General features: G+C 49.7%; 15 protein-coding genes. 13 read left to right on the top strand and 2 right to left on the bottom strand.

Features of this window, described 5'->3' with window-relative positions:
• Positions 1 to 31: 31 nt before the first annotated feature.
• Entirely contained in the window at positions 32 to 925 is an 894-nt protein-coding gene (gene hisG, locus CWI84_RS10420) for an ATP phosphoribosyltransferase (protein WP_126842532.1), read from the bottom strand.
• 323 nt (positions 926 to 1,248) lie between these two features.
• Here hisG and CWI84_RS10415 point away from each other — a divergent pair, with 323 nt between their 5' ends.
• The 12 genes from CWI84_RS10415 (at position 1,249) to CWI84_RS10360 (ending at position 11,476) form a co-directional block, all read left to right on the top strand.
• The gene (locus CWI84_RS10415; RefSeq protein ID WP_126842531.1) at positions 1,249 to 1,548 is read left to right on the top strand and encodes a hypothetical protein; all 300 of its coding nucleotides are present in this window, start codon (positions 1,249 to 1,251) and stop codon (positions 1,546 to 1,548) included.
• 77 nt (positions 1,549 to 1,625) lie between these two features.
• A complete protein-coding gene (locus CWI84_RS10410) occupies positions 1,626 to 3,548 on the top strand; it encodes a DNA repair helicase YoaA (protein WP_126842530.1) in 1,923 nt (640 codons plus the stop codon).
• A gap of 4 nt (positions 3,549 to 3,552) precedes the next feature.
• The gene (gene tsaB / locus CWI84_RS10405; protein ID WP_126842529.1) at positions 3,553 to 4,248 is read left to right on the top strand and encodes a tRNA (adenosine(37)-N6)-threonylcarbamoyltransferase complex dimerization subunit type 1 TsaB; all 696 of its coding nucleotides are present in this window, start codon (positions 3,553 to 3,555) and stop codon (positions 4,246 to 4,248) included.
• 68 nt (positions 4,249 to 4,316) lie between these two features.
• Positions 4,317 to 4,604 carry a hypothetical protein gene (locus CWI84_RS10400; protein ID WP_126842528.1) on the top strand — a complete coding sequence of 96 codons (288 nt, stop codon included), beginning with the start codon at positions 4,317 to 4,319 and terminating at the stop codon, positions 4,602 to 4,604.
• Between the two features lie 20 nt (positions 4,605 to 4,624).
• Complete coding sequence (locus tag CWI84_RS10395; protein WP_126842527.1) at positions 4,625 to 5,200, top strand: Slp family lipoprotein; 576 nt, start codon at positions 4,625 to 4,627, stop codon at positions 5,198 to 5,200.
• Positions 5,201 to 5,217: 17 nt separating this feature from the next.
• A complete protein-coding gene (locus CWI84_RS10390; RefSeq protein ID WP_126842526.1) occupies positions 5,218 to 6,099 on the top strand; it encodes an alpha/beta fold hydrolase in 882 nt (293 codons plus the stop codon).
• A gap of 62 nt (positions 6,100 to 6,161) precedes the next feature.
• Positions 6,162 to 7,829 carry a long-chain-fatty-acid--CoA ligase FadD gene (gene fadD, locus CWI84_RS10385; RefSeq protein ID WP_126842525.1) on the top strand — a complete coding sequence of 556 codons (1,668 nt, stop codon included), beginning with the start codon at positions 6,162 to 6,164 and terminating at the stop codon, positions 7,827 to 7,829.
• A complete protein-coding gene (rnd, locus tag CWI84_RS10380) occupies positions 7,826 to 8,989 on the top strand; it encodes a ribonuclease D (protein WP_198674516.1) in 1,164 nt (387 codons plus the stop codon). The genes fadD and rnd overlap by 4 nt, the downstream gene beginning before the upstream one ends.
• A 38-nt stretch (positions 8,990 to 9,027) precedes the next feature.
• Positions 9,028 to 9,312 (top strand): YcgL domain-containing protein, encoded by a 285-nt coding sequence (locus tag CWI84_RS10375; protein WP_126842584.1) that lies wholly within the window; start codon positions 9,028 to 9,030, stop codon positions 9,310 to 9,312.
• Entirely contained in the window at positions 9,309 to 10,313 is a 1,005-nt protein-coding gene (locus CWI84_RS10370) for a lytic murein transglycosylase (protein WP_126842524.1), read from the top strand. Before CWI84_RS10375 ends, CWI84_RS10370 begins: the two co-directional genes overlap by 4 nt.
• Positions 10,310 to 10,996: a fumarylacetoacetate hydrolase family protein gene (locus CWI84_RS10365; protein WP_126842523.1), complete on the top strand. Its 687-nt coding sequence runs from the start codon at positions 10,310 to 10,312 to the stop codon at positions 10,994 to 10,996. The genes CWI84_RS10370 and CWI84_RS10365 overlap by 4 nt, the downstream gene beginning before the upstream one ends.
• 21 nt (positions 10,997 to 11,017) lie before the next feature.
• Complete coding sequence (locus tag CWI84_RS10360) at positions 11,018 to 11,476, top strand: YcgN family cysteine cluster protein (protein ID WP_126842522.1); 459 nt, start codon at positions 11,018 to 11,020, stop codon at positions 11,474 to 11,476.
• On the opposite strand, the gene dsbB is transcribed toward CWI84_RS10360, so the two are convergent.
• Entirely contained in the window at positions 11,473 to 11,991 is a 519-nt protein-coding gene (dsbB, locus tag CWI84_RS10355) for a disulfide bond formation protein DsbB (protein ID WP_126842521.1), read from the bottom strand. The two genes, CWI84_RS10360 and dsbB, sit on opposite strands and share 4 nt — an antisense overlap.
• A 158-nt stretch (positions 11,992 to 12,149) precedes the next feature.
• On the opposite strand from dsbB, the gene fadR reads away from it, so the two are divergent.
• Positions 12,150 to 12,860, top strand: a complete 711-nt coding sequence (fadR, locus tag CWI84_RS10350; protein WP_126842520.1) for a fatty acid metabolism transcriptional regulator FadR — start codon at positions 12,150 to 12,152, stop codon at positions 12,858 to 12,860.
• Positions 12,861 to 13,169 lie beyond the last annotated feature (309 nt).

Here is a 13,169-nt window from a genome sequence, read left to right as displayed (position 1 = left end):
TTGATTTCTGGCATATTCGTGTTCGACATAATTACCCCATCATTTTTTCAATCGGGAGCACTAAAATAGAGCTGCACCCCAGCGCCTTTAAATCTTCCATGGTTTCCCAAAACAGCGTTTCGGTACTCACCATGTGTACGGCAACTTGTTGATCAGTGTGGCTTAGCGGTAATAGGGTTGGCGTTTCAGCACCGGGCAAAAGGGCGATGACCTCATCGATCCGCGGTTTCGGTGCGTGCAACATGATGTACTTACTTTCTTTGGCTAATTGCACGCCATCAACGCGTGGTAATAATTGATTGATTAATGCCAGTTTGTTGGGATCGCTGAGTTCCGCCGTTTGAATTAACTGCGCTTGTGAGCGGAACACGACGTCGGTTTCCACTAAACCGTTCGCTTCTAACGTGGCCCCGGTGGAAACCAAATCACAGACCGCATCGGCAAGTCCCGCGCGCGGCGCGACTTCGACAGAACCGGTGAGGACGACGCTGCGCGCCGCAATTTGCTGTTGTTGCAAGTAGCGTTGCAATAAGCGCGGGTAGGTGGTCGCGATGCGCGCACCATTGAGTTGAGCAAGACCACGCTCTTGCGCCTCTTTTGGTACCGCGAGCGACAGTCGACAGTGACCAAACTCGAGGGAACGGAGAGCGACGAAGTTGGCATTCATTGCTGTTGCCTCGCGCTCAAGGCGCGCCTCTTCGAGAACATTCTCGCCAACCAGCCCTAAGTCAACGACGCCATCCATAACCAACCCGGGAATGTCGTCATCACGGACGCGAAGCAGGTCGATATTATGACTGGTACTGTGAGCGATTAAGCGTGCATCGTTGATGGAAAATTTCACACCACAAGCTTTCAGCAGTGCCAACGACTCTTTGCTGAGGCGTCCCGATTTTTGTATTGCAATCGTCAGTCGAGATGTCATGTTTGCTCCAAAAATTAAAAAACCTCTGAGAGTTGCCTCCCAGAGGTTGTATAGATAACCAGGAAGGCAAGCCGAAGGCCTCGGCTTGCCTAAAAAAAAGAATACAGGCTAGCCGCGGGCCATTAAAATATGGTGCAAATGATGATGTCGACGCATGGCTGTCTCCTGTTTTGAACTTTTAGCAAAGTATACAAGTCAAAGTTGTATAGTATATTATCGGTCTCGCAGAGAATTGCAACCCTAAATTTATTGGGATTTTTGCCGATAACTGGTTAGAATTTAATCAGTGCTTGTATAGCCAACCCTGATAGGTACCGACAGCAATGGCAAACTTTGATGCAATGATTCCATTGATGCCTCGTGACATCCGTAATCCGGTCGATCGCGATCGTGAGCTAATGCGGGTCAATCAAGTGGTTCGTGAGCAACGTCTTGACCAAGTGCGAGACGATGAACGCAGTACTGTACAAGAGGATCTTGAACACAACAGCAAACATCAACATCCGCAACAACAGCAGTCCGACCCGCAGGCATCTCCAGCGTCTGCAGAAGAGGGTATTGAAACTGAGCCAGATGGCGCCGCAGAACAGGATCGTGGACGCCATATCGATACCTACGTTTAGTTTGCTTGGCTCGCATTGCCATAGCGCTTGTGCGATACTGCCGGGGTGAGTGATTAACCAAGAGTAGTGACCTATTTATGGCTGTTGCGAGCGACGCGATTGCCGCGGTATTCCAGCCCGGTGGAACCCTAGCCAAAGCGTTACCACAGTTTCAACCTCGACAAGCTCAGCAACAGATGGCGGAGGCTATTGCCAAAACCATGACTGCGGCCAAGCCGCTGGTGGTCGAAGCAGAAACTGGAACCGGTAAAACGTTTGCTTATCTAGCGCCAGTTTTGCTGCAAACTGGCAAAGTGATTATTTCTACAGGCACCAAAAACCTGCAGGAACAACTATTCCACCGTGACTTACCCTTATTGCGCGACACCTTAGCGCCGAAAAAGACCGCCGCATTGCTAAAAGGGCGTGCCAACTATCTGTGCATCCATCGCATGCAACAAGCCGCGGAAAGCCCGGAGCATTATCGCCCAGAGGTCGCAAAGCAACTGATTGCTGTCCAGCGCTGGTCGCATAGTACTCGCTCCGGTGACCTGGGCGAACTCAATCAACTGCCAGAGAACGCTGAAGTATTGCCGCAAGTAACCAGTACAGTGGATAACTGTCTTGGTCGCGACTGCCCAAATTATGAAGACTGCTATGTGGTTAAGGCGCGAAAAGAAGCGCTTGAAGCCGATATTGTAGTGGTGAATCACCATTTGTTTTTTGCCGATATGGCATTGAAAGATGTGGGGTTCGGCGAATTAATTCCCGAGGCGCAAACGGTCGTTTTTGATGAAGCTCACCAGTTGCCGGATATTGCCAGTCAATATTTCGGTGAAGCGGTGTCCAGTCGACAGTTACAGGACATGTTGCTGGAATTGCAGCAACTTTGTGCCACCGAGTTAAAAGACCTCGGTCAAGCGAACCAATTAGCACAGGTCATCCAGCAACAATTGCGTGATTGGCGCCTGGCATTTCCCTTAGATCCGATGCGGGGGCAGTGGCGTGAGTGGAAAAGCAAAGACGATATTGCCACACTTGCTGCACGGCTGAGCGAGCGATTAGCGCAACTGGAATCGGTGATTGGCGCTGCACTTGGTCGTAGCCAAGATCTGGACAACTTGTATGAACGTTTTCAACTTTACCAGCAGCGTTGGCAACAGCTACAGGATACCGACCGCACTGGCTACAGTTTTTGGTTCGAGACAACGCCGCGGCATGTGGTTTTACATCAGACCCCACTGAGTGTTGCCGAGCGCTTTCGTCAATATATGGAAAAGCAAAAGATTCACTGGGTTTTTACCTCTGCGACGTTAGCCATGGGAGAGGATTTTAGCCATTTTACCTCACGGTTAGGCCTCGAAGATGCCCAAACACTGCGTTTAACCAGTCCATTCGATTATCCGAATCAGGCCTTATTGTGCTTGCCGCGCTACTTACCGCCACCAAGCTCTAAGCAAATGCTGGATAGTCTGTTACCTGTGGCAGAGCGGTTGATCGCTCACAATCATGGTGGCACATTTCTGCTATTCACTAGCCACAGAATGCTAAACTTGGTCGCCAATGGCTTGCGTGAACGTCTGTCTAGGCCGTTATTTGTGCAAGGAGAGTCCACCAAGCGGGAGTTGCTAGAGCAATTTGTCGCGAGCCAAAACGGTGTTTTGCTCGGTACTGCATCATTTTGGGAAGGGGTGGATGTACAAGGCGAAGCGCTGCGTTGTGTGGTTATTGATAAATTGCCCTTTGTATCGCCTGACGACCCTTTGCTAATGGCGCGAGTAGAGGATGCACGACGGCGCGGTGTTAATCCGTTCGCCACTATTCAGTTACCCGAAGCGGTGATAGCGCTGAAGCAGGGAGCTGGACGGCTGATTCGTGATAGCAACGATCGTGGGGTGCTGGTGGTTTGCGATCATCGGCTAGTGACTAAAGCATATGGTGAATTGTTTTTACGCAGTCTGCCGCCGATGCGGCGGACTCGAGATATCGAACAAGCGTACCAATTTTTAGAGGAAAAATGACGGCATGAGTTGTTATCTCGCAATTGATACTTCAACTGAGAATTGCTCAGTGGCCTTGCTTGCTAATGGCAATGTCTACAGTCGCACAAGTGAGAGCCCTCGTACCCATTCGCAAAAGGTTTTGGGCTATATTGATGAGCTCTTAGAGCAGGCGCAGATTAGTCGCAAAGCGATACAGGGAATTGCCGTTGCGGTGGGGCCGGGAAGCTTTACCGGTGTCCGGATCGGGTTAGCAATTGCGCAAGGTTTAGGGTTTAGTTTAGGGTTGAAACTGTTGCCAGTTTCCACCTTAACATTGTTAGCGCAGCAAGCCCTTAAAGACGGTTCAGCGAAAGCCATCGCGGCGGCAATCGATGCGCGCATGAGCGAGGTGTATTGTGCCAGTTACGTTGTCGAGCAGGGACGATTACGAGAATTTCAGGGCGCCCAAGTGATGGCCCCCAGTGACGCCTGTTTTGCCGAATTGTTAGCTAACGTGGATGCGGATATTGAAGCCGTGGGAACCGGTTGGGACAATTACGCTGCAGCACTGGATCCGCAACAAAAAATTCATCAATCGACAGCATATCGGTTGCCGTTGGCGGCTGACTTATTGGATTTTATTGAGCATGCGACAGCAGAGCAGTGGCAGGCGCCGGAGCATGTGGAGCCGTTTTATGTGCGAAATGAAGTGACCTGGCAGAAGTTACCGGGTCGATGAACTTGTGTCGTTTTCGGGAACTCGCCATAATAACCATTATCTAATGATTGAGAGCTGAGGAATCTGCTTTGCAAATTACGGGTTTAACCTCGGCGGTGAATCGCTCAGCGAAAGCACCGCAGCAAAAGTTGCAGCAAGATGCACCGCAATGCGATCGTCAGCCGCTAGCGGCAACGATTGTATTGCCCAATCAAGCGCAAAGTGAACAGCGTGCGCAGCAGTGGCAACAGCTAGGTATCGACGCAGATGAACCGTCTAAGCAAGCGCAAAAGGCGGTACAGAGCTATCAGCAAGTCGCGTTATTTGAACAGCGCGACGAGATTATTCATTTGCTTGGGGTCGATTTATACGCCTAAGTGAACATTAAGGTGGTGTTATGAAGTGGTTAATCATGAGTTTCACGTTGTTATCGTTATCAGCGTGTTCAATGTTTCCTGATGAGATTGCGACAGAAAACGAAGCGGCGTTGGTGGATTATGCGCAAGCCACCGCAAATCCGCAGCAAACCGTTGGCCAATCTGCACGTTGGGGTGGCGTGATTGCCGATGTGCGCAATGGCAAAGACTTTACCATTATCGAAATGGTCAACTTTCCACTTAAAAGCTGGGGACGGCCGATTGTTAAAGACCAAACCAATGGTCGCTATTTAGTGTTAATTGATGGCTTCGTTGATCCTGCCGTATATAAAAAAGGCCGCAGCTTGACCGTGTTAGGGACGTTAGAAGCGCCGCAAAAAGGGAAAATCGGTGAATACACCTATTTATACCCAGTGATTAAGGCGAGCGGTTATCACCTATGGGAAAAAGAAGTCGAACAGTTGGCTGAGATTGACTACGCGCCATTGTGGTTCCGGCACAATTTCTATTCCCCTTATTACCCCTATCCCTATCCCTATCGCGTAGTGCCGGTTCGAGTGCAGAAGCAACCTACTCAGAAAAGCACTAAAAACTAAGCGTCTGTTGCCCACGCATGGACGCTAAGTATGAATCTGCGCTGGCGCACGCAACGGCGCTAGAATGGCAATTACCCTGGGGTAAGCTTCGTGGCTTATCTTGGGGGAAGCCTAGTGACACGCCTATTGTCGCACTTCACGGTTGGCTCGATAATGCTAACAGTTTCCTACCATTAGCCAGTGAATGGCAAGCCGATGAGCAGCAACTGATTGCCATTGATTGGCCTGGACATGGACACTCGGACCATCGTCCTGCGGGTGCACACTATCATTTTGTTGACTATGTTTATGATCTTTGGTGGTTAATTAAACAGCAAGGCTGGCAGCCCTACTTATTGGGCCATTCTATGGGGGGCTTTATTGCGCAGGTGACCACCGCGTTATTGCCTAAGGCTGTGCAACGGTTATGGACCGTAGAGGCGTTTGGTTTGTTAATTGCCGAAGAACGCGATGCGCTGAAACAACTTAGTAACAGTTTTCGCCATCGGCAACAGTTTGAAGGCGCCAGTGCACGGCAACCCGCGTCATATGCCCAAGCTGTCGCGGCTCGAGCCAAAAAAGCCGATTTTGCCGAGTCGCTGGTTGAATTATTGGTGCAACGCGGATTACAGCAACAGGGCGACAAGATTCGTTGGCGGGCAGACCCGCGTGTTCGTGTCCACTCACCCTACCGCATGAAAGCAGAGGACGTAGAAACGATTTTACCCGGTATTCAGTGTCCGATGACGGTGATACTTGGCGATTCTGGGTTCACTGAATTACAGCAAGCGCTATCACGCTGGCGAGGCTTGGTGCCGCAGTTGCAGCAGTTAAGCTGGGGCGGTGGCCACCATGTGCACATGCAACAGCCGCAAAAACTTGCCGCGCAGTTGTTAGCAGACATCAATGCCGACGACTAGGATTCACTGGTCGGATATGCGATGATTGCGCAAAAATAAGAGAAAAGCGTAGGAGCTTTCACGTGGAAAAAATTTGGCTAAAACATTACCCACCTGGGGTACCTGAAACTATTGACCCAGACCATTACCCTTCGTTGGTCGATATTTTTGAGGAAAGTGTAAAACGCTACGGCGATAAAGTCGCTTATGTAAATATGGATTGTGAACTAACGTTCAACGAATTGGACGAGAAAAGTCGCGAATTTGCCGCGTACTTACAACAGTCTGGTTTACAGAAAGGCGATGCTGTGGCGTTGATGATGCCAAACTTATTGCAATATCCAGTCGCCTTGTATGGGGTATTACGAGCGGGCATGGTGGTGGTGAATGTTAATCCACTTTATACGCCTCGCGAGCTCAAGCATCAGTTGAACGACGCCCAAGCGAAAGCCATTGTTATTTTGGAAAACTTTGCCAACACCTTGGAGAAGATCTGTGCTGAGGTGAAGTTAGATAAAATTATTACCACCCAAATCGGCGATCTGTTGCCAGCACCGAAACGCTGGTTAGTCAATGTAGTGGTGAAATACGTCAAGCGTATGGTGCCGTCTTTCTCATTGCCTGGTACCGTCGACTTTAATCGCTGCTTGGCGATAGGTGACGGCAATCGCTACCAGCGACCAGCGTTGAATGGCGATGATATTGCCTTTTTACAATATACCGGTGGTACTACTGGGGTCGCTAAAGGCGCGATGCTCTCTCACCGCAACATGGTGGCCAATTTAGAACAAGTTTCGTCGGTTATAACGCCGATAATGAGTGACGGTGAAGAAATTATTATTACCGCTTTACCGCTCTACCATATCTTTGCGCTAACCGCGAACTGCTTGACTTTCCTCAAACACGGAGGAAAGAACGTCCTGATTACCAATCCGCGTGATATGCAGGGCTTTGTGAAAGAGCTTGGCAAGTATCGGTTCTCAATGATCTCCGGAGTGAATACCTTATTTAACGGCTTGTTGAATACCAAAGGCTTCAAAAATTTGGACTTCTCCAATTTGAAAGTTGCCCTAGGCGGCGGTATGGCGGTGCAACGTTCTGTGGCTGAGCATTGGGAGCGAGTGACTAAATCACGCTTGCTCGAGGGCTATGGTCTAACCGAATGCGCCCCAGTGGTAACGGTCAACCCTTACGATATTGAGCATTACACCGGTAGCATTGGATTACCTGTACCCAGCACTGACATTCGCATCGTTGATGCCGATAGCGGTGAGGAAGTGGAAATGGGGCAACCGGGCGAGATGCAAGTTAAAGGCCCGCAGGTGATGGTCGGTTATTTGAACCGTCCTGAAGATACCGCCGAAGCAATTAAAGACGGTTGGTTCGCTACGGGCGATATTGCAACCTATGACGAGAAAGGGTATTTCAAAATCGTCGATCGCAAAAAAGACATGATTCTGGTATCAGGTTTTAACGTCTATCCGAATGAAATTGAAGACGTGCTGGCGGCGCATCCAAAAATTCTCGAGGTGGCAGCTATTGGGGTGCCACACGAATCATCGGGAGAAGTGGTTAAAGTGTTCGTGGTACGTAAAGATAAATCCTTGACCGAGAAAGACGTGATTGATTACTCACGGGATAATCTGACCGGTTACAAAGTTCCGAAATTGGTCGAGTTCCGCAAAGAACTGCCAAAAAGCAATGTCGGAAAAATTTTGCGTAAGGAACTGCGTAAAGAGGAAGATGCGTGATTAAGGTTTCCGAGTCTTTATTGCAGTATCGGATAATAGATAACGACTCCGCGCTGGAGTCGTTTTTACATGCGCAGCAGCCCTGCCATTGGATTGCCATAGATACTGAATTTGTGCGTGAACGTACCTATTATGCTGAATTAGGGCTAGTGCAGTTGAGCGTTAATGGCGAAACCGTGGTGATTGATCCATTAACCATCAACGATTTAACGCCGCTGTGGAATACCGTCAATGCCCCTGAAGTCGCCACTGTGGTGCATGCTGGCGGTGAAGACATTGAACTGTTTTATCACTGTAGCGGCGGCAATAGCCCGCAGCGTATTTTTGACACCCAAATTGCCGCTACCGTTTTAGGTCTCGGCGATGCCATGGGCTATGCCCGTTTGGTGGAGCACTTTTGCGGTGTTGAATTGGATAAAAGCCAATCCCGAACAAACTGGTTAAAACGGCCGTTAGCACCGCAACAATTAGACTATGCCGCCGCGGACGCCAGTTATCTTGCCGCGATCTACCCAGAATTGCTGCGCCAAGCTCGACAAGCGGGGGTAGAGGAACTTATCTGGGAGGAATCGCAACGGCAAGTGAGTAAACGCACTCAGCAGATTCCTGACGATTTACGCTACTTGTTTATTGGCAATGCGTGGCAACTCAACATGGAACAGTTACAGCGGTTGCAACGGCTTACCGCTTGGCGCTTTCACAAAGCGCGTAAACGCAATCTACCTCTAGGCTTTCTGTTGAAAGATGGTGCCCTGTTGGATGTTGCACGAAAATGTCCAAAAAACCTAGCGCAGCTCAGTGCTATTAATGGCGTCAGCCCGGCAACGGTAAAGTACTCCGGCAAAGACATTCTGCAGGTACTGGATGGCGAGCGCTATAATCAGCTACCGGCGCCCCAACACACCTTATTACGATTGGACGACATGGCTGATTACAAACGCTGCTTCAAAGCCATAAAGCAATGGGTTGGACAAGTGGCTGAAAGCTTAAATGTGCCGCCGAGTTTCGTCGCATCGCGCAAGCAAATTAATGATGTGATGTTTTGGTGCTGGCAAATTTCGTCCGATCAACAGCAACGTTTACCTAAACCTGACTTGTTTGTTGGTTGGCGTGACGCTAGGCTAGGTGCTGATATACGTGAGCTTTTACGCCCACAATAATCGCCCTCACCATAAGCTGCCGTAGTATGGAGGTCACAATGCTGTGCGTGGTCTATCGTAGCCGTCGAAAGGCGGATACCTTCGTGTATTTGCCGCAAGGCAAAGATTTTTCTGAATTACCGGAAACCTTAACCCAAGCCTTTGGTCAACCTGAGCAGGTGATGACCATTAATTTAGCCAAACGTAAGCAACTTGCGAGGTTATCAGTTGACGAACTGCAACAGCATCTGGCTGATCCGGGGTATTACTTACAAATGCCGGAAAGCGTTGAAAATCTGCTAAACACTTTGCCAAAAACCGCGGCAAACAAGGAGTCGAAATGAAACAGCTAAGCAGCAAATTGCTTCAAGCCATGCTACTGACCTTAAGTTTGGTAGCGACCGCGGTATTTGCCGAGGACAGCCAGCAACAACCCCCTAGTGACTATCCTGATTATGTCGCTAAATTAAAGCAAGAAGCGTTGCAAAAAGGCTTTACCGAGGCCACTTTGGAACAAGCCTTTGCCGGAGTTAAGTATTATCATCGCGCGGTTCAGTTAGATAAGAACCAGCCAGAGTTCAAACTTACGCTGGATACCTATTTGCCGCGCGCTGTACCAGACTGGAAAGCGGCAAAAGCTCGTAAAAAGTACCTGGCGAACAAAGCGTTACTGGACGAAATTGGCGAGAAGTACGGCGTGCAACCACGTTTTATCGTGGCACTTTGGGGCATTGAAACCAATTTTGGTAACTTTACCGGTGGCTTTGATGTGGTATCGGCTTTAACGACATTAGCTTACGACGGCCGCCGCGAAGCCTTTTTTAAAAAGCAACTGTGGCACGCGCTGACCATTATTCAAGAAGGCCATATTGCGCCTGAACAAATGAAAGGTTCATGGGCTGGCGCGATGGGGCAAACGCAGTTCATGCCGAGCTCATTCATGCAATACGCAGTAGATTATGACGGCGATGGACGTAAGGATATTTGGAACAGTTTGCCCGATGTGTTCGCTTCTGCAGCCAACTATTTACACTCCGTGGGTTGGCGCGATGACGTGACTTGGGGGCGGCAAGTGAAAATTCCTGCCGATTTTGATACCTCGGTCGCGGGTCTCGAAACGAAAAAAAGTTTGCAGCAATGGCAAAAGCTTGGCGTGACCCGTTACGACGGTAGTGCGCTGCCGCAACGTGACGATATTAAAGCCAGTTTAGTGATTCCGGACGACAAAAATGGACGCATCTATTTGGCCTATTCCAATTATGATGCGTTGATGCATTGGAACCGCTCCACCTACTTTGTGACCGCGGTGGGTTATTTGTCGGACCGTATACGCTTTCCGCGATGAACGGCTATCAACATCAATGGCGCGATGGTGAAACGGTTTCACTGGCGCCGGGCAAAGTCATTTGTGTGGGCCGCAATTATGCGGCCCATGCTGTCGAGATGCAGCAGCCCATTCCGTCTCAACCATTGCTATTCATGAAGCCGAAAGCAAGTTTACGGCGCTTCGAACAATCGGTGCTGATTCCAGACCCAGAACGCTTTGGGGAGTGCCACCATGAGCTGGAAATAGCGCTCTTACTCGGTCAACCATTAACTGAGGCCACGCCAGCTCAGGCAGCGGCCGCGGTCATTGGTATCAGTTTGGGGTTAGATTTGACCTTGCGCGATATTCAGCAACAACTGAAACACAAAGGACAACCGTGGGAATGCGCGAAAGCCTTTGATCACGCTTGCCCGCTAGGCCGTTTTATTCATGTTGATGCTCTGCTGGATTGGCAACAGTTGGAATTTAGTCTGACCATTGATGGTGAGCAGCGTCAGCACGGAAGTACTGACGACATGCTTTGGTCGATGGCAGACTTGATCAGTGAAATGAGCCAGTGCTTTACTCTTGACCCAGGTGATGTGATCATGACGGGTACCCCGCAGGGCGTTGGACCGCTGGCTGCTGGGCAAAGTTTAACCATGCGTTTAGCAACAGCAGAAAAGCAATGGCACTGGCGCAGCTCAGTTGAACGTCGGTAGTCATAAGAAGGTAATAGAAACATGACAGCATTTTGGCAAACCACAGCATTAAAAGACATGACTCATGAACAATGGGAGTCGCTTTGTGACGGTTGTGGTCAATGTTGTTTGTTGAAACTGATTGACGAAGACGATAGCCGAGATCCACCAGAAATCTTTACTACCAACATTGCGTGCCATTTGTTGGATAAAGCAACCGCACGCTGCGGCGATTACCCGCATCGGAGTCAACGTGTACCCAGTTGTGTAACACTGACGCCGGAAAATTTAGAAGATGTTTACTTTATGCCAGAAACCTGTGCCTATCGTATGCTCGCAGAAGGTTTGGAATTACCCTATTGGCATCCGCTTCGGCATAACGGTAGCCAACAAGAAATGCGCGAAGCGGGAATAAGTGTGATAGGGCACTTTACCAGCGAAAAAGACTTTCACGGCGATCTTGAAGATCGCATCGTGACCTTCCCTCTAGGCAATGATTAAATCTGGTGTTTCTTCGCTAAGCGAATAACCAGCAGCACTGTGCCAACGGCAAATGCCAACGAGAATATGACAGTGGTCCATTGTGGCATGGTCATATCAACAAAAGACCAATGAACATCCCCACACAGCCCTTGCGGCTTGAAGATTGTTGGCAGCCATTGGTGCAGTGGCGCCCAGTCAGGAAAATTCGGAATGCTCTCACAAACCGCAAACAGCGGATTTTCTGTTTCTTGCAGTTGCCAATGTTGGTAGGCAATCACCGCCCCTTGATAACTACTGTACAGCCACAGGGCAAAAGCGATGAGGCGGCCTAAACCGTATTGGTAGGTAAAACTGCCAATCAGCCCTGCTGCAGCAACGCCGAGAATAGCGACACGCTGATAAACACACTTAACACACGGCTGCAGGTCCATTACAAACTGAAAATAGAGTGCTGACGCAAAAACTAAGGCACTGATAATAAACAACAAACGCCACGGACTGGCACGCTCAGCAAGGTTTGCTAAATACTGCATGGAATGATCCTGTTATAATTTTTTTGCCACCATAGCCGAACTGCTAGCCAATGTCGATAAGCGCCTATGGGTAAAGGCTTAGAAAAGCCCTCGACAAAACTTGTCCGACCTCACCCGAGGCGGTAAAATTGCCGCAACATTACATCACAGGCAGTCATATGATCATTAAAGCCAAAAGCCCAGCGGGTTTCGCAGAAGAATATATCGTAAAATCGATTTGGAGCGGACACTTTGCTCCGGGCTCTATTCTCCCTGCTGAGCGCGAACTGTCTGAATTAATCGGAGTTACTCGAACAACACTGCGTGAAGTTCTGCAACGCTTAGCCCGTGATGGCTGGTTGACCATTCAGCACGGCAAGCCCACAAGAGTGAACAATTTCTGGGAAACCTCCGGCTTAAATATCCTAGAAACCCTCGCCCGATTAGACGAAGACGGTATGCCTGAATTGGTCGACCAATTGCTATCGGCGCGAACCAATATCAGCACCATTTATATTCGAGCGGCCATTCGCAATGATGCCGCACGCGTGGTTGAACTGCTCAGTGCCGCAGAAGCACTAGAAGATGACGAACGAGCATTTGCTGAGTTTGACTACCAACTCAATCACGATATCGCCATGGCATCAGGCAACCCCATTTACGTGCTTGTACTAAACGGCTTCCGTGGCCTCTACTCGCGCATTGGCCAATTTTACTTCTCCTCATCCGCCGCCCGTGAACTCGCGCGTGATTACTACAAAGAGTTATTAGTGCTTGCCAAACAAGGCAACCACAACGACTCAGTCAACCTAGTTCGCCAATACGGCTACGACTCAGCAAAAGTCTGGAAAAGCCTTCGCGAAGACATCCCAGCCAACCTAGTAGACTGATCACCGTAACCACCGCCGCAAGCTTAGGCTCGTGGCATCGTGAAGGGGCAATTGTTTACTGCGGCTTATGGCTGCGGCTCGCGGCAGGCTTGGGATTGGTTGTTCTCTACCACGGCGATGAGCTTGGGTGGGTCGGCATCGTGAGGGGCTGGAGGGCGCTTGGTGTGTAGGTGCTCAGAGATTCATTGCACGGCACCCCGCCGGTTCACGAAGCTGGGGAAAAAGCCGCTCGAGCTCATCCATGAGGCGCTTAGTCTCCGGCCGTCCATGGCCGGAGATACTTTTTCCCCAGCTTCGCGCCCCAACGTT

It is taken from the genome of Idiomarina tyrosinivorans, from assembly GCF_003987475.1.
GTDB lineage: Bacteria > Pseudomonadota > Gammaproteobacteria > Enterobacterales > Alteromonadaceae > Idiomarina > Idiomarina tyrosinivorans.
The sequence above is the reverse complement of the archived record's forward strand: the minus strand, read 5'-3'. Positions and strand labels throughout refer to the sequence as shown.

Bases quoted from the DNA above. Each gene is read 5' to 3' on its own strand.
- hisG (WP_126842532.1), bottom strand. From the start codon at position 925: ATGACATCTCGACTGACGATTGCAATACAAAAATCGGGACGCCTCAGC.
- CWI84_RS10415 (WP_126842531.1), top strand. From the start codon at position 1,249: ATGGCAAACTTTGATGCAATGATTCCATTGATGCCTCGTGACATCCGT.
- CWI84_RS10410 (WP_126842530.1), top strand. From the start codon at position 1,626: ATGGCTGTTGCGAGCGACGCGATTGCCGCGGTATTCCAGCCCGGTGGA.
- tsaB (WP_126842529.1), top strand. From the start codon at position 3,553: ATGAGTTGTTATCTCGCAATTGATACTTCAACTGAGAATTGCTCAGTG.
- CWI84_RS10395 (WP_126842527.1), top strand. From the start codon at position 4,625: ATGAAGTGGTTAATCATGAGTTTCACGTTGTTATCGTTATCAGCGTGT.
- CWI84_RS10390 (WP_126842526.1), top strand. From the start codon at position 5,218: ATGGACGCTAAGTATGAATCTGCGCTGGCGCACGCAACGGCGCTAGAA.
- CWI84_RS10375 (WP_126842584.1), top strand. From the start codon at position 9,028: ATGCTGTGCGTGGTCTATCGTAGCCGTCGAAAGGCGGATACCTTCGTG.
- CWI84_RS10370 (WP_126842524.1), top strand. From the start codon at position 9,309: ATGAAACAGCTAAGCAGCAAATTGCTTCAAGCCATGCTACTGACCTTA.
- CWI84_RS10365 (WP_126842523.1), top strand. From the start codon at position 10,310: ATGAACGGCTATCAACATCAATGGCGCGATGGTGAAACGGTTTCACTG.
- CWI84_RS10360 (WP_126842522.1), top strand. From the start codon at position 11,018: ATGACAGCATTTTGGCAAACCACAGCATTAAAAGACATGACTCATGAA.
- dsbB (WP_126842521.1), bottom strand. From the start codon at position 11,991: ATGCAGTATTTAGCAAACCTTGCTGAGCGTGCCAGTCCGTGGCGTTTG.
- fadR (WP_126842520.1), top strand. From the start codon at position 12,150: ATGATCATTAAAGCCAAAAGCCCAGCGGGTTTCGCAGAAGAATATATC.